Origin of the sequence: Paraburkholderia sp. BL6665CI2N2, assembly GCF_004366535.1 — a bacterium.
Classification (GTDB): Bacteria; Pseudomonadota; Gammaproteobacteria; order Burkholderiales; family Burkholderiaceae; genus Paraburkholderia.
In genome coordinates this window covers 6010336-6025872 of sequence record NZ_SORC01000001.1, presented here as the reverse complement: position 1 = coordinate 6025872, position 15537 = coordinate 6010336, and the positions used below count along the sequence as shown (strand labels likewise).

Sequence of the window (15537 nt, the reverse complement as noted above, 5' to 3'; positions counted from 1 at the left end):
GTACGCTGGGGACTGCTCTCCAAAGACGTTGATTTGATTGAGTTTTTTTAGCGACACCGAGAGGGCCGAATCTGACAGAGTGCCCACAGAATGGGCATCTCCAGCCAATTTTCGCGAGTTCTCAACAGAGTTATCCACAGGAACGGTGAGCAACAGGAAAACCTCAACGTAAACCGGGAATTAGCGCGCAAAGCTGCGAAGGAACTTTCAGTGTGCGCGGCGCTACTGCCGCGCCCATCAGGCAGCGAATCGGCCAAAAATACCGCATTCAGTACAGTTGGAACGACGAAAAAAATTGGTCGACCTGTTCCTGCTGCATCGGCTTCGACGCGATGATCGCAGCCTGATACACATGCCGTCCGCGCGCCACGAGCCGGGCGTAGACGGTGCGGGGCTCGTGCTGCGAGCCAGCCTCGCCGCTCAGCTTCATTTCCAGACCGAGCACCTGGCCGCCGGCAGCAAGCGGAATCTGCACCGCACGCGCATCAGGCGCGGCGCCCACGTTGCGGGCGAGGCCAGTGCGCAGGAAGTCGAGCGCGGCGCGCTGCGTGGCTTCGTCGTCGTTGGGCAGCATGACCGTGCCGACCGCAAACACGGCGTCGCCGGCTTCGGCTGTTTGCATCGCCATCTGCATCGGCGTGCCGTTGATCTGCACGGCCCGCTGATCGTTGCCCGGCTTGGCCGGCAGGTCGACGGTGTAGCCGTTGTCGTTGTTCATGATGGTCCGCCAGTCGAAAGTAGGCGAACAGGCGCTCAGTGCGGCGCTCAACACCAGCCCGCAAGCGAGCGTGCTCAACACCGAGCGCGCGCTTGGCAATTGGGACGCGGAGCCCATTGGGCGGGCGCCGACTCGCACCGGGCGCGGCGAGCGGTCAAAAAAGCGGGCCACCGAGTTGCCGGCGGAAGTAAGACAGAACGGGATTCGAGCGAGAAAGCGACTAACGCAAAAAACATTTCGGAACATGGGGACAGAAAACCAGACTGACGAAGACGTAAAACCCTATTATCCGCTCCTGGCCCACAGCCTGCCGCACCGCCCGAATGGGGCTACAATAACGGGGCTGTTCAGCACCGGGCCGAAAACCCAAACCGACGCATTGTCCCGCGCGTTCCGCGCGACTCCTGAGGTTCCGTTCATGAGCTCCACGCCGTCCTCCGCCACCCGGCGAGCGAATCCGCTTCGCTACATCATCATTGCCGCCGTGGCCGTCGCGATTGCCGTCGCCGGTTATTTTGCGTTTGCCGGCCAGCAGCGCGTGCCGGATGCGACCTTCACGTTGCTGTCCGGTCAGAAAGTTTCGACCGCCGACCTGAAGGGCAAGGTCTACCTCGTCAACTTCTGGGCGACGAGTTGCGACACGTGCATGAAAGAAATGCCGCAGATGGTCCAGACCTATAACCGCTTCAAGGGCCAAGGCCTCGAATTCGTCGCCGTGGCGATGAACTACGACGCGCCCATGTACGTGGCCAACTACACGCAAACCCGCCAGTTGCCGTTCAAGGTCGCAATGGACGACGGCTCGGCCGCCAAGCAGTTCGGCAATGTCCAGCTCACGCCGACCACGTTCCTGGTCGACAAGGACGGCAAGATTCTCAAGCGCTATGTGGGCGAACCGCAATTCGCGGAACTCGACCAGTTGCTCGAAAAGGCGCTGAAACCGGCCTGAACGAGCAGCGCAGTCTGACCCGATCCAACTGAATCAAACACGCCGGCCTCGCATCGCGACGCCGGCGTTTTCATTTCCTCACCGCTCCCCTTCTCCCTTCGCGGCGAGCCCGTAGCGTTTGATCTTCTCGTAGAGCGTTGCCTTGCCGAGCTGCAGCTTGTCCGCCGCGACCGCCACAACGCCGCCGGTCTGCTCCAGCGCTTCCGCGATCACCGCCCGTTCGAATTGTTCGACTCGCTCCTTCAAAGGCTGCGTGGCCGCGCCGTCGTCACCGAAAGACATGACCGGGTCGTCGGCAATGCCGAGCACGAACCGGTCGGCGGCGTTGCGCAGCTCTCGCACGTTACCCGGCCAGTCGCGCTCCATCAGGCCCGCGCGTTGACGGTCGGTGAGGATCGGCGCGGGGCGCTGGTAACGCACGGCCGCGTCCAGCAGGAAATGTTCGAAGAGCGGCACGATGTCCTCCCGACGCTCGCCCAACGGCGGCAATGCGATCGTCACCACGTTCAACCGGTACAGAAGATCGCGCCGGAACGAACCGTCCGCGACGTGCTCGGCCATGTCGCCCTTGGCAGCGGCGACCACGCGGCAATTCACGCGGATCGGCTGATTCGAGCCGAGGCGTTCCAGCACGCCGTCCTGCAGCACTCGCAGCAGCTTGACCTGCAACGCGAGCGGCATGCTCTCGATTTCATCCAGAAACAGCGTGCCGCCCGACGCATGTTCGAGCTTGCCGACGCGGCGTTTCGCCGCGCCGGTGAATGCGCCCGGCTCGTAGCCGAACATCTCCGACTCGAACATTGGCTCCGGCAGCGCACCGCAGTTGACCGCGATAAACGGCTTGTCACGCCGCGGCGACAGCTCATGCAGGCTGCGCGCGATCAACTCCTTGCCCGCGCCTGTGTCGCCGTTGATCAGCACGGAGGCGTCGGTCGGCGCGACATTGGCGATTAGCCGCCGCACCTGTTCGATGGCCGGACTTCTGCCGATGATCCGCGGCGCCACCGAGTTCTGTTCCGCCAACTCACGGCGCAGCGCGAGGTTCTCCAGCACCAGCTTGCGGCGCTCCAACGCGCGTCGCACGGTTTCGATCAGACGTTCGGAGGCGAAAGGCTTTTCGATGAAGTCGTACGCGCCGTCGCGCATCGCCTGAACGGCCATCGAAATATCGCCATGGCCCGTCACCAGAATCACCGGCACATCGGGCGCACGCTCGTGGCATTGCGCAAGCAGATCGAGGCCGCTCGCGCCCGGCAAACGAATATCGCTGACGATCACGCCGGAGAAGTCCGCGCTAATCGTCTTCGCCGCGGATTCCACCGAGGCATGCCCAATCACGTCGAAGCCCGCCAGTTGCAGACTCTGCACGCTGGCGCGTCGCACCAGTTCGTCGTCTTCGATATACAGCACTTGCAGGCCGTGGTTCAGCATGGCGTTTTCCGTGTGATTCAGGAGCCCGTGGTCAGCGGGTCCGTTGTGTGGCTCGTCTGCACGCGCGCGCGGCGCAGCGTCAACACGAATAATGCACCGCCGCGCGGCGCGTTGCGCGCCACCAGCGAGCCGCCGCAATCACGCGCGATCGACGACGATATCGCGAGCCCCAGCCCCAACCCCTGGCCCATCTCCTTGGTGGTGAAGAACGGCTCGAACAAACGCGGCAGGACGTCGTCGGCAATGCCGGGGCCGTTGTCGCTCACGGCGATCGACAAATTCGCATCGGCGACTTCGATCTCGATCGAAATGCGTGGCGGGTGGACGTCGGCGGTTGCATCGAGCGCATTGCCGAGCAGGTTGATCAACACCTGTTCGAGCCGCAGATCGTCGCAGTGCGCGACCAGTTCGGGATGGTCGTCGGCGAGACTCAGCGGCGTGCGCGTGCCGCTGTCCGCATCGAGCAAAGCGAAGTCGACTTCGACGCCCTGCAAGCGCTTTTGCAGCAACGCGACGACGTTGCGCAACGCCCGCACGATCGGCGCGCGCGCACTGCGTGGCCGCGCGCGTCCGACGAACAGCTTCAACTGATTGGTGATCTTGCCCATGCGCTCGGTGAGCGCGGCGATCGCTTCGAGATTTTCGCGCGCCGACGCCTGGTCGCCGCGCTCGAGCAGCACGCGCGTGTTGTCCGAGAAACCGCGCAACGCAGCGAGCGGTTGATTCAATTCATGCGTGATGCCGGCGGCCATCTGACCGAGCGCGGCGAGCTTGCTCGCCTGGATCAGTTCGTCGTGCGCGGCGCGCAACTCCTGCTCGGCGCGCGTGCGCTCGGCCACCTCCTTCTGCAACTGTTCGTTCGCCTGCGAGAGATCCGCGGTGCGCTCGGCAACCCGCCGGTTCAGCTCCGCGTAGGCTTTTTGCAGCAGCGCGCGGCTGCGCATCACTTCGCGCACGCGAGCCCGGCGCATTCTCCAGTAAAACGCGAGCAACACGAGCGACACATAGCCGAAGCCCGTCACGATGGTCGCCTTGCGCGCATCGGCGTCGACCGGATCGACGGGCGACATGGTGATCAGATGCCAGTCCGGCTCGCCCATGCCGCGCCGCGACGCCAGATAACGTGGCGCATAGCGGCCGCCGCCGATACGCACGATCTGCGCGTTGCCTTCGAGCGTGCGTTCGATCGACACCGGCAGCGGTGCGATCGGCTGCTGCGCGTATTGACGCGCCTGATAGATCGAATCGGCGACCGGCCCCGACAGCGGCCGGATGGTGTGGTACTTCCACGCCGGCACCGACGACAAAAAGATCACGCCGTGATCGTCGGTGACGACGAGCGGTTCGGACGCATCCGCGCCCTGGAACCATTCAAGATCGAGTTTGACCACCGCCACGCCGACAATCTTGCCCTCGCGCCGCACCGGCTGCGAGATGTAGTAGCCGGGCGCCTGCGAGATCGTACCGATGCCGAAAAAGCGCCCCACGCCGCCTTTGACGGCATCGAGAAAATACGGCCGGAATTGATAGCCCGCGCCGATGAAGCTGCCCGGCCCGCGCCAATTACTTGCGGCGACGCAAAAGCCGTTGAGTGGAATGATGTAGGTGACCGTGGCGCGCGCGTGGCGGTTCAGATCCTCGAGATAAAGGTTGGCGCGCTCGACATTGACCGGCGTGGGATTGACCAGCGCGTCCTGCACGATGGGATGTTCCGCCAGCAGATACGGCAGCGATTCGTAGCGCTCCAGCGTGCTCTTCAGCGCGCTGGTCGTACGGTCGACACGCACCGCGGCGTTGCGCCGCAAATGGTCGATGCCGCTTTGCCACGCGATGCTGTAAGTGAGCCCGCACGCCACCACGAGCCCGGCGACGAGCGCGAAGAGGATCAGCAGGCGTCGCGTCACGTTGGCAATATCCGATCGGTGAGGATCGTTTATTGTGGCATAAGGCGAAGCGTCGTCGGGCCAGGCTTCGTCGGCCGACGACGTGAGGATTGGGCGCGCGGACACCGGTTTCATACGTTTGGTGTCCGCGGCCGTGAGCGTCGCGTTAAAGGACGTTGCCGATCAGGCAGCTTAAACGCCGGCCGGTTCTTTGACCGGCACATCGCCACGCAACGCGGCGTTCAGCTTGTTGCGGTCCAGTTCCTTTTCCCATGCCGACACCACCACCGTCGCCACGCCGTTGCCGACGATGTTCGTCAGCGCGCGGCATTCGCTCATGAAGCGGTCGATACCGAGAATCAGCACCATGCCCGACAGCGGAATGGTCGGCACCACGGCCAGCGTCGCGGCCAGCGTGATGAAGCCCGCGCCGGTCACACCGCTCGCGCCCTTGGAGGTCAGCATCGTCACCGCCAGCAGCGTGAGTTGTTGCGTCCACGTGAGGTCGGTGTTGGTGGCTTGCGCGATGAACAGCACGGCCATCGTCATGTAGATGTTGGTGCCGTCGAGGTTGAACGAATAACCGGTCGGCACCACGAGGCCCACCACCGAGCGCGAGCAGCCGAGCTTTTCGAGCTTCAGCATCAGTTGCGGCAGCGCGGCTTCGGACGAACTCGTGCCGAGCACGATCAGCATCTCTTCCTTGATGTACGCGACGAAGCGCAGGATGTTGAAGCCCACCGCACGCGCGATGATGCCGAGCACGACCACCACGAACACGATCGAGGTCAGATAGAAGGTGCCGATCAGTTTGAGCATCGGCAGCAGCGAGCCGATACCGTACTTACCGATCGTGAACGCCATCGCGCCGAACGCGCCGATCGGCGCCAGCTTCGTGATGATGCGCACAATGCCGAACAGCACATGCGAGAACCCGTCGATAAAGCTCGTCACGACCTTGCCCTTCTCACCGGCAGTCGCGAGCACCGCGCCGCACAGCAGCGCGATCAGCAGAATCTGCAGGATTTCACCCTGCGCGAACGCCGACACGAATGTGTCCGGAATGATGTGCATCAGGAAGTCGACCGTGGTCTGGCCGTGCGCCTTGGCGGCGTACGATGCGACCGCCTTGCCGTCGAGCGTGGCCGGATCGATGTTGAAGCCGACGCCCGGTTTCAGCACATGCGTGGCCACCAGGCCGAGCACCAGTGCGAAAGTCGAGACGATCTCGAAGTACAGCAGCGCCTTGCCGCCCACTCGCCCGACCTTCTTCATGTCCTCCATGCCGGCGATGCCCGTCACCACCGTACAGAAGATGATCGGCCCGATCACCATCTTGATCAGCTTGATGAAGCCGTCGCCGAGCGGCTTCATGTCGACGGCGAAATCCGGATAGAAATGGCCGAGTGCGATACCTATAAGGATCGCCACGATCACCTGGACGTACAGCACTTTGTGGATAGGTTTCTTCACGATGGTTCCTGCGATGTGGATGAGCTCAAATGGCCTGCCACGCTGCGCATCATGCGAACGAATAGTCGTCACGCCTGTGCACGGCATTAGGCCGCGACAAGGGACGAATTCAGAAATACCGGGAAGGGAAATCGGACATCGTTGTCTCCTTGCTTTAGTTGTCGGACCGTTGCGGCCGCGGGTTCTATTTTGCAAGGTCGATGCCAGCTCTACGCCTGGATCGACGCCTTGATTTTTATAGGTTTTCTGACGATCCAGTGTACGCGCCGTCCGGGATTCTGGAAATCCGGACAAAGCCTGTCGGGGAATCCGGAATCCATTGGGACCGCGGCCTCGGGATAACCCGTAGGGCTTTCTACGGCGTGCCTGGCGAGTCAGCAAGCGCGCCGTCCAACTTGCGGCCTCTAAACGCTGCCCTCTTCCAGCACCAGCAGATTCTCGTGCGAAAAACCGAGCGACACCGGCTGCCCGCGTTCGGGCAAACCGCGGTTCGGATCGTTGAATACGTCGAGCGAAATCACGGCGTCTTTCACGCGGGTTCTGATGCGCACCACCGCGCCGAGGAAATTCACTTCTTCGACGGTGGCGTTCAGCGTGTTGCGGCCGGGCGCGGCCGGCTCCAGCACGATCGCTTCGGGCCGCAGCGCGAGCAGGCGCTTCTTGCCCGCATCGTTCGAGGGCAGTTCTTGTGTCGTGGTCAGCTCCTGGCCGTCCACCACCATCCTGCCGGTGGCCGGATCCACCACATGCCCGGCCAGAATATTCAGCGTGCCGACGAACGACGCGACGAAGCGTGTGCGCGGAAAGTTATAGATCTCCGAGGGCGAGCCGATCTGTTCGACGCGGCCCTCGTTCATCACGACGATGCGGTCGGAAATCGACAGCGCCTCTTCCTGATCGTGCGTGACAAAGATCGACGTGATACCGAGTTCGCGCTGCAGCGCGCGAATGTCCTGGCGCAATGAGATACGGATCTTGGCGTCGAGCGCCGAGAGCGGTTCGTCGAGCAGCAAGACTTGCGGCTTGCCGGCGAGCGCCCGTGCAAGCGCCACGCGCTGCTGCTGGCCGCCGGACAATTGCCACGGATAACGGCCGCCCAGATGGGGCAGCTTGATCAGTTGCAGCATCTCTTCAACGCGGCTATTGATCTCCGCCTGCGGCCGATGCGTGATCTTCAGCCCGAAGCCGATGTTCTCGGCTACCGTCATGTTCGGAAACAGCGCATACGACTGGAACACCATGCCGACCTTGCGCTGTCGCGTGCGAAGGTGGGTGACGTCCTTGTTGTCGAGCCGGATGATGCCGCGCGTCGGCGTTTCGAAGCCGGCGATCATGCGTAGCACGGTCGTCTTGCCGCAGCCGGACGGCCCGAGGAAAGTAATGAATTCGCCGCGTTCGATTTTCATGTCGAAGTGATGCAGCGCAATGTTCGCCCCGAAGGACTTATGCAGATTTTCGATCTCAAGGAATGCCATGATGCGCCGCCTTAGTCCGTCAAACTTGTTGGATCAAACTTTCTGGCCGCTCATGGAGCGGGCCGAGCCGAATACCTGAATCAGTCCCATCGACGCCCATGTGATCACGAACGCGATGATCGCGAGCGCCGACGGCTCGTACGCGCGGTTCGCCCCGATCAATTGCAGATACGGGCCGAACGCGGGACGGTCGAGCAGACTCGCCAGCGTGAACTCGCCGATCACCACCGCAAAAGTGAGGAACGCGCCGGACAGAATGCCCGAGCGGATATTCGGAAAGATCACCTTGAAGAGAATCGTCGGCCAGTTCGCGCCGAGACATTCGGCGGCTTCGGTGAGCGAGCGCACGTCGACCGCGCGCAGACCGGCATCGACGGCGCGGTACATGTACGGCAGCGAGAGCGTCACGTAGCCGAACACCAGCAGCAGATCGGTGGCGCGCTCGTTGCCGGTGAGCGGCAGAATCGAACTGCTGTTATAGATGCGCAGATAGCCGAACACGATCACGATAGCGGGCACCACCAGCGGCAGCAGCGTGATGAATTCGACCACCGGCCGCAGCTTCGGCAAACGCAATTGCACCCAGTAAGCGGTCGGCACCACCAGCAGCACGCCCACCACGATCGTCAGCAGCGCCATCAGAATCGAGTAGCCGAACGAGGCCTGAAAACGCGGATCGCCGAGCACGACGCTGTATGCTTCGAAGCTGTAGGCGCCGCGCTTCATGCGCAGGCTGAACTCGAACGTCGCGATCAACGGAATGAGGAAGTACAGCGAACCGACGATCATCGCGGTCCACGCACCCACGCGCGACTGGCTTTTCATCGACGCCCCCTTTCAGCGCGCGAACGCAGCCAGATGTAGCCGCCATTCGAGAGGCCGGTCACGAGCACCATGCCGAGCGCGAGTGCATAGCCGAGATTCTGGTTGTGCATCACGTCGCCGCGAATCTGCGCGTACAACAGGATCGTAACGATATTCAGCGAACTGCCGGTCAGCGCGTAAGCCGTGGCGACCGCGCCGAATGAATTGGCGAACAGCAGCAGCGCGGCGCCGAGCACGCTCGGCCACAGCACCGGCAGCGCGACGTAGCGCCAGTATTGATAAGCGGAGCCGCCCAGACAATCGCAGGCTTCGCGCCATTCGCGCTTGAGGCCGTCGAGCGCGGGCGTGACGATCAGCACCATCAAGGGAATCTGGAAATACAGATAGGTCAGCGTCAGCCCGGAAAAGCTCAGGACGCTGAAGCCGGTCGAGTACAGATTGAAGCCCAGGTATTTCTTCAGCAGCACGGTGACGAGCCCGACGCGCCCCAACGTGCAGATGAAAGCGAACGCGAGCGGCACGCCGGCAAAATTCGACGCGACGCCCGAAAACGTCATCAAGGTCGGACGAATCCAGCCTGGCAGTTTGCCCTGCACCGCCGCCCATGCGAGCAGCGAGCCGATCACTGCGCCGCCGAGCGAAGACGCCGCGCTCACCTTGAAGCTGATCCAGTACGCGTCCATGACGGTCGGCTGGAGCAGGTCACGGAAATTGGCGAGCGTGAAGTGGCCTTGCGGGTCCTGGAATGCGCCGACCATCAGGAAGCCGGTCGGCAGAATCAGGAACAGCAGCGCAAACGTAAAGAACGGCACCACGCCGATCCAGGCGAGTAACGGCGACGCGCGGCCCGGACCGTCGACGCGAGGCGTTGGGGTAGGCACCGGCGGAACCAGCAGTTCCGGCTGCACCGATCCCGCATCCGATGAAGCGCTCATAGCTCACCCTTGGGGCAATCTGGCAAACGCCGAACGCGCCGCTGAAAAGAGCGGCGCGCCGGCGGCAAAACTTCAGGCTTCGTTCAGGCGCCGCGGCGGGCGCGTTTCGCTGCCGCCGCGGCTCACGCTACGCCGCTTACTTGACGTTCGCGCCGACCGCTTCATCCCAGTGCTTCGTGATAGTGTCCTTGTACGCGTCCTGTTGCGAGAGCGTCGGGAACACCACGTTCTTGTAGGCCGACGGCGGCGGGAGTTTGTCGAGCAGCGCTTGCGGTACTTTCTTGCCGCTCACCAACTCGTTGTAGCGCATCGGATGGCAATAGCCCTTCAACCAGCCGATCTGACCTTCGTCGGAATACAGGTATTCCATCCACAGCTTGGCTGCGTTCGGATGCGGCGCATAAGCGCTGATCGCCTGCACGTACACACCGGCGACCACGCCCGTTTTCGGAATCACCACATTCACCTTCGGGTTGCCCTTGAGCGTGTCGCGGTCAGCCAGCGCGTTGTAGTCCCAACGCACGATGATCGGCGTGGTGCCTTGCGCGAGCGAAGCCGCCTTGCCGATCACCGGCACGAAGTTGCCGCTCTTGTTCAGGTTGGCGAAATAGGTGAGGCCGGCCTGACCGGCCTTGCTTGCATCACCCTTGCTTTGCGACAGACCGGCGGCGTACACGGCCTGGATAGCCTGATTGGCCGAGCGCGGGTCGCCCGCCAGCGAGACAGCGTTCTTGTAGTCCGGCTTGAGCAGATCGCTCCAGTCGGACGGCGCCTTGTCGATCACGTCGGCATTGACTTCGAAAGCGAGCACACCGTAGTAATCGCCATACCAATAGCCGTCGGCATCCTTCGACTCTTTCGGGATCGAGTTCCACGAGGCGACCTTGTACGGCTGCAGCAAGCCTTCGGCCTTCGCCGACGGACCGAACGACAGGCCCACGTCGATCACGTCGGGCGCCTGCGGGCCCTTGTTGCCCTTGTTCGCCTTGATGGCTTCGACTTCGTCGCCCGAACCCGCATCCGGATTCAGTTCGTTGATCTTGATGCCGTACTTCTTCTGAAAGCCTGCGACCAGTTCGCCGTAGTTGCACCAGTCGTGCGGCAGCGCGATCACGGTGAGTTGGCCTTCCTGCTTGGCTGCGGCGATCAGTGCGTCGAGCGGCGCGGCCGAAGCGCTGCTGCTAGCGCCGGCGGCGGCGACACCCGCAACGGCCGACATCGAAAGTATGCGAGCTAACGCGGTGCGGTTCATAGTCGTTCCCCATCCTCTGCCGAAATTGCTACGTTTGGAAAATTTCTGGTTCGAACTTCGGGGGGCGCGCCTCTGCAAGCTCGCACTTGCGCACCCGCGCCATGTCGCTCACGCCGGGTTGGCCGGCACCGGGAACATGTCGTGTCGCAGTGTATCGATGCGATCTGTACAAATCATGTCGACGCCCCATTGCGCGAGCAGTTGCGCGCGCGCCGGTTCGTTGACGGTGTAGGCCAGCACGCGCAGGCCGGCGCAGTGAACCTCCGCGACCAGCCGCTCGGTGAGATAGCGTTGGTTCGCGTGAAATGACACACAGTCCAGTTCACGCACGATGCGCAGCCAGTCGTCAGGAATTTCGTCGAACAGCATGCCGCGTTGCACCGACGGCGCGGAGTCGCGCGCTGCGGCGAGCGCGTCAAACGAAAACGACGACAGCAGCGGAAGTGTCTTCTGTCCTTGCCACAAGGTCAGCGCGCCGCGCGCCACCAGCGTGCCAGTGATCTCGTCGCGGCCCGGACAGGGTTTGATTTCGATGTTGGCGGCAATGCCGTCGCGTGCGCAGCGTTCGGCCGCCTCGGCAAGCGTCGGCAACCGCGTGCCGGCGAATTGCGGTCCGTACCAGGAGCCGGCGTCGAGCGCCGCCAGTTGCTGCCATGTGTGTTCGGCGGCGGCACCGTGGCCGTCGGTGGTGCGCTCGAGCGTGTCGTCGTGCAGCAGGAAGAGATGGTTATCGGCGGATAGCTTGGCGTCGAATTCGACCATGCGGTAGCCATAACGTACGCAGGCGTCGAAACCGGCAAGGGTGTTTTCCGGCGCCAGCGTGCCGCCGCAGCGATGGGCGGCCAGTCGCGGATAAGGCCAGTCTGCGGATAAGGTGCGATTAATCCCGTTTCCCACGTCTCGTTACCTTTCAGATAGAGCGGGTTGACCATGCTCTCGACACGTTCCCGGCCGTCACCACCGCCTCGGCCATCATGATGGCATGCGCGGACTTCATTTCCTTTCCGAACATTTGATGTTCGAATAGACTGCACGCTTCGATCTGCGAAGGCTAAGTTGAAATACACAAACTTGCAAGCTGCCAAAAAAATACAACACAATTCGACTAAAGTAGTAGGCTTGACATCGTCCGGACACACATTCGTGACCACGATGTCGCAGTTAAATACAGGCTGAACCAACGCGCGTACGCATCCAGGGAAAAATGAATGTGGCAGGAAGACCGTCATCAGAGAATTCGCGCGTTGCTGTCCACGCTGCAACGCGTGTCCACGGAACGCATCATGGCGGACCTCGGGGTATCGCGCGAAACCGTGCGGCGCGACCTGCTCGATCTCGAAGCGCTCGGTGAATTGCGGCGCGTGCACGGCGGCGCGATCAAGCCTGCCGACGAAGCGCCGATCGCCGAACGCGCCCACATGCGCGTCAAATCCAAAACGGCGATTGCGAAGGCGGCCACGGGTTTGATCGCGAGCGGCCAGACGCTGTTCATCGACGCCGGCACCACCACCGCCGCGCTGGCCGAAGAACTGGCGAAGCTCGCCAACCTCACCATCGTCACCAATTCGATCGACGTCGCACTGAAGATGCGCGGCGCGGTCGATCAGACCGAAGCCGCCAACGAAGTCATCCTGCTCGGCGGCTCGATCAGCGACCGCGCCATGGCAACCACCGGCGCGACCACCGTGCTCGACATCCAGCGCTATCGCGCGGACCTCGCGCTGCTGTCGCCGGTCGGCGTCGACCACCGGCATGGCGCGACCAATTACGATCACGCCGAAACCGAAGTGGCGCGCGCCATGGTCGCCAACGCGGACCGCGTGGTGATCCTCGCCGACTACAGCAAGATCGGTCAGCGCAGCCGTATCTCGTACTGCCCGGTCGATCGGATCGACGTGCTCGTCACCAACAAAAAAGCGGCCGAAGCCGCCGATTTCGCATCGCTGAAAAAGAAGCTCGAAGAGATCGTGCTTGCTTAGGGTTTGGGTCGGGAGACTCGAGCGTTATTCCTTCACGTGCATCGTATCGAGCGAACGCTTGCGCAAGCGCGTGTCGTGCAGCGCGCCGGCTGCGTCGAGTACCGGATAGGCGGTCGAACAGAACAGTGAATTGAGCCGCTTCATGTCGCTGATCAGATCGAGATGCAGCGCACTTGTCTCGATGCTTCGCAAGGTCTGTCCGGTAAGCCGGTCCAGATGCCGGTAGGAATAGGCGCGCTCCAGATCGCGAAAGCGCTCCTTCTCCGCGAGCAGGCGCTCGGCGCAACGCAGATCGTTGTTCAGAAACACCGACAGGCCAAGCTGCAGATTGCTGACGAGCCGCGCCTGCAAGTCGTCCAGTTCGCCCAGCCCTTCTTCCGAAAACGACAGGCGATGAGCGATCTTCTTTTCCTCGATGTCCCCGACGATCCGCTCGATGATGTCGCCCGCATGCTCCAGGTTGATCGTCAATGAAATGATGTCGGTCCAGCGGCGGCTGTCGGCCTCGTCGAGTTGCTCGCGCGAGATCAGCGTCAGATAGGATTTGACGGCGGCGTAGAGCTCATCCACGTCGTCGTCCATGCGGACCGTTTCGCGCGCTTTGTCGAGATTGTTGTAATGGATTAGATCCGCGACATTGTCGAGCATGGATCGCACGATGTCGCCGATCCGCAGCACCTCGCGTGAGGCATGCGCGAGCGCGAGCGTCGGCGTGGACAGCGCGGTGGCATCCAGATGGAGCGGCCGCAGCTCACCGCCCGGCACCGGCCGGTCGGGCAACACGCGCGCGCAGATACGCGCCACCGGGTCGATCAGCGACAGGCACGCGCAGCAACGCAGCGTGTTGTAGATCAGGTGGAAGCCGACCGTGGCTTCACGCGGATTCGCGATCAGTACCGGCAAACCCCGTGCGAGCAGCGAAGTGAACGGCAGGATCAGCAGTGCGCCGGCCAGCTTGAACGCAAAGCTGCCCAAAGCAAGACGCCGCGCCGCCGCATTTTGCGCGACGGTGCCGAGCAGCGCGAGCAGGCCGCTGCCGAGATTCGCGCCGATCACGAGGCACAGCGCGACCTTCAGCGAAATCACGCCGGACGAGGCGAGCGTTGCGGTGAGCAACACGGCGGCGAGGCTCGAATAGGACAGCATGGCGAACCCGGCGCCGACCAGCGCGTCGAGCATGGTGTCGCCGGTCAACGCACCGAACATGACGCGCACGCCGGCGCCGTGCATCATCGGCTGCGCGGCTTCGACAATCAGACGCAGCGCCAGCAGGATTAAACCGAGGCCGATCAACGTGCGGCCGGCCTGACCGAGACGGGTTTGCTTGCGTGACAGGAACAGCGGCACGCCGAGCAGAATCAGGATCGGCGACAACCAGGATAGGTCGAGCGTGAGAATCCGCGCCATCAATGCGGTGCCGACGTCTGCGCCGAGCATGATCGCGAGGCCACTGGCGAGCGGCAACAATCCCTGCGCCGCGAACGATGTGACGATCACCGCGGTGGCATTGCTACTCTGCACGAGACTCGTAACGCCGACACCCGAGAGAAAAGCCCGCCCGCGGCTACTGGTGCTGCGTCCCAGCACACTGCGCAGGTCGGCGCCGAGGACTCGCAGGATGCCGGTGCGCACAATATGCGAACCCCACACGAGGAGCGCCACACCAGCCAGAAGGTTTAGGAGAATCAACATAAGGCACTGCGCATCCATTCCTGCTGCCATGACCCGAACCGCATGCCGCGCGAACCGGCACCCGGGGCGTATGACAGTAGTGTTGCATATTTTTGCCTTATTGTAATTTTGTGCTTTTAAATATAGGCTCGGGTAAAGCTGTGGATTGCTGTGTGCCGGCTCATGGTCAGTCATGCGGCGACTCCTGCCACTCGACCACCTAATCACGGGAACGCTGGATGAGCCGCAACCTTGCGCTGTTCGACCTAGATCACACTTTGCTGCCGCTGGATAGCGATCAGGCGTGGGCCCACTTCATTGCCGGATTGGGGATAGAAGGCGCCGCGCGGCACGCGCAGGAAATCGACGACTACTACCAGCAGTACGTGGCCGGCACGCTCGACATGGCCGCTTACCTGAACTACACGTTGGCGCCGCTTGCCCGCCACTCGCGCGAGCAATTGGACATGTGGCATGAGCAGTTTATGCAGCAGGTGATTGCGCCAGCCATCCTGCCGGCAGCGCGCGTGCTCGTGCAACGCCATCTCGATGCGGGCGACCTGTGCTGCATCGTCACCGCAACTAATGTGTTCATCACGGAGCCGATCGGCAAGGCGCTCGGTTTCGAGCATCTGCTGGGAATCGAACTTGACACCGAAGGCGGCGATCCGCTGGCGCGCTATACAGGGATGGCGGTCGGCACGCCCACCTTCCGCGAAGGCAAGATCACGCGCACCGAGAGCTGGCTGGCCTCGCTCGGGCACCGTCTGCAGGATTTCCCGCAGAGCTGGTTCTATAGCGATTCGATCAACGATGTGCCGTTGCTGGAGCGCGTCACGAATCCGGTCGCGACCAATCCTGATACGCGTTTGCGTGCCATCGCCACGGAACGCGGCTGGCCGGTGATCGAGCTGTTTAACCGGGCCTGAGCGCTGACCGTGCGCGG

13 protein-coding genes are annotated in these 15537 nt (G+C 62.7%); 3 read left to right on the top strand and 10 right to left on the bottom strand.

From position 1 onward, the window contains the following. Positions 1-268 precede the first annotated feature (268 nt). Positions 269-835, bottom strand: coding sequence for a hypothetical protein (locus tag B0G81_RS27095; protein ID WP_243856592.1), 567 nt, complete (start codon positions 833-835; stop codon positions 269-271). A gap of 301 nt (positions 836-1136) precedes the next feature. On the opposite strand from B0G81_RS27095, the gene B0G81_RS27090 reads away from it, so the two are divergent. Continuing rightward, entirely contained in the window at positions 1137-1667 is a 531-nt protein-coding gene (locus B0G81_RS27090) for a TlpA disulfide reductase family protein (protein WP_106282243.1), read from the top strand. 78 nt (positions 1668-1745) lie between these two features. Here the strand turns inward: B0G81_RS27090 and B0G81_RS27085 are convergent, their stop codons facing one another. The 8 genes from B0G81_RS27085 to ugpQ all read right to left on the bottom strand — a co-directional run bounded on the left by B0G81_RS27085 (position 1746) and on the right by ugpQ (position 11838). Next, on the bottom strand, positions 1746-3098 hold the full coding sequence (locus tag B0G81_RS27085; protein ID WP_208328557.1) for a sigma-54 dependent transcriptional regulator: 1353 nt from the start codon (positions 3096-3098) through the stop codon (positions 1746-1748). Between the two features lie 17 nt (positions 3099-3115). Beyond that, positions 3116-5116, bottom strand: coding sequence for an ATP-binding protein (locus B0G81_RS27080; RefSeq protein WP_116118785.1), 2001 nt, complete (start codon positions 5114-5116; stop codon positions 3116-3118). 57 nt (positions 5117-5173) lie between these two features. Then, positions 5174-6454, bottom strand: a complete 1281-nt coding sequence (locus B0G81_RS27075) for a dicarboxylate/amino acid:cation symporter (RefSeq protein WP_106282311.1) — start codon at positions 6452-6454, stop codon at positions 5174-5176. 404 nt (positions 6455-6858) lie between these two features. Further along, positions 6859-7929, bottom strand: coding sequence for an ABC transporter ATP-binding protein (locus B0G81_RS27070; protein WP_121306749.1), 1071 nt, complete (start codon positions 7927-7929; stop codon positions 6859-6861). A gap of 33 nt (positions 7930-7962) precedes the next feature. After that, positions 7963-8754: an ABC transporter permease gene (locus B0G81_RS27065; protein ID WP_106282249.1), complete on the bottom strand. Its 792-nt coding sequence runs from the start codon at positions 8752-8754 to the stop codon at positions 7963-7965. Next, entirely contained in the window at positions 8751-9689 is a 939-nt protein-coding gene (locus tag B0G81_RS27060; protein WP_116143109.1) for an ABC transporter permease subunit, read from the bottom strand. Before B0G81_RS27060 ends, B0G81_RS27065 begins: the two co-directional genes overlap by 4 nt. A 136-nt stretch (positions 9690-9825) precedes the next feature. After that, positions 9826-10941: an ABC transporter substrate-binding protein gene (locus B0G81_RS27055; RefSeq protein ID WP_134139421.1), complete on the bottom strand. Its 1116-nt coding sequence runs from the start codon at positions 10939-10941 to the stop codon at positions 9826-9828. Between the two features lie 108 nt (positions 10942-11049). Continuing rightward, entirely contained in the window at positions 11050-11838 is a 789-nt protein-coding gene (ugpQ, locus tag B0G81_RS27050) for a glycerophosphodiester phosphodiesterase (RefSeq protein WP_134139419.1), read from the bottom strand. A gap of 311 nt (positions 11839-12149) precedes the next feature. On the opposite strand from ugpQ, the gene B0G81_RS27045 reads away from it, so the two are divergent. Further along, a complete protein-coding gene (locus B0G81_RS27045; RefSeq protein WP_012431579.1) occupies positions 12150-12920 on the top strand; it encodes a DeoR/GlpR family DNA-binding transcription regulator in 771 nt (256 codons plus the stop codon). A 24-nt stretch (positions 12921-12944) separates the two neighbouring features. Here the strand turns inward: B0G81_RS27045 and B0G81_RS27040 are convergent, their stop codons facing one another. Next, complete coding sequence (locus B0G81_RS27040; RefSeq protein ID WP_134139412.1) at positions 12945-14612, bottom strand: Na/Pi cotransporter family protein; 1668 nt, start codon at positions 14610-14612, stop codon at positions 12945-12947. Between the two features lie 218 nt (positions 14613-14830). Between B0G81_RS27040 and B0G81_RS27035 the strand changes: the two genes are divergently transcribed. Next, complete coding sequence (locus B0G81_RS27035; protein ID WP_134139407.1) at positions 14831-15520, top strand: HAD family hydrolase; 690 nt, start codon at positions 14831-14833, stop codon at positions 15518-15520. Positions 15521-15537 lie beyond the last annotated feature (17 nt).

Excerpts from the sequence above, each read along its gene's own strand:
- B0G81_RS27035 (WP_134139407.1), top strand. The coding sequence starts at position 14,831 with ATGAGCCGCAACCTTGCGCTGTTCGACCTAGATCACACTTTGCTGCCG.
- B0G81_RS27090 (WP_106282243.1), top strand. The coding sequence starts at position 1,137 with ATGAGCTCCACGCCGTCCTCCGCCACCCGGCGAGCGAATCCGCTTCGC.
- B0G81_RS27060 (WP_116143109.1), bottom strand. The coding sequence starts at position 9,689 with ATGAGCGCTTCATCGGATGCGGGATCGGTGCAGCCGGAACTGCTGGTT.
- B0G81_RS27045 (WP_012431579.1), top strand. The coding sequence starts at position 12,150 with ATGTGGCAGGAAGACCGTCATCAGAGAATTCGCGCGTTGCTGTCCACG.
- B0G81_RS27085 (WP_208328557.1), bottom strand. The coding sequence starts at position 3,098 with ATGCTGAACCACGGCCTGCAAGTGCTGTATATCGAAGACGACGAACTG.
- B0G81_RS27095 (WP_243856592.1), bottom strand. The coding sequence starts at position 835 with ATGGGCTCCGCGTCCCAATTGCCAAGCGCGCGCTCGGTGTTGAGCACG.
- B0G81_RS27080 (WP_116118785.1), bottom strand. The coding sequence starts at position 5,116 with ATGAAACCGGTGTCCGCGCGCCCAATCCTCACGTCGTCGGCCGACGAA.
- B0G81_RS27040 (WP_134139412.1), bottom strand. The coding sequence starts at position 14,612 with ATGTTGATTCTCCTAAACCTTCTGGCTGGTGTGGCGCTCCTCGTGTGG.
- B0G81_RS27065 (WP_106282249.1), bottom strand. The coding sequence starts at position 8,754 with ATGAAAAGCCAGTCGCGCGTGGGTGCGTGGACCGCGATGATCGTCGGT.
- B0G81_RS27055 (WP_134139421.1), bottom strand. The coding sequence starts at position 10,941 with ATGAACCGCACCGCGTTAGCTCGCATACTTTCGATGTCGGCCGTTGCG.
- B0G81_RS27070 (WP_121306749.1), bottom strand. The coding sequence starts at position 7,929 with ATGGCATTCCTTGAGATCGAAAATCTGCATAAGTCCTTCGGGGCGAAC.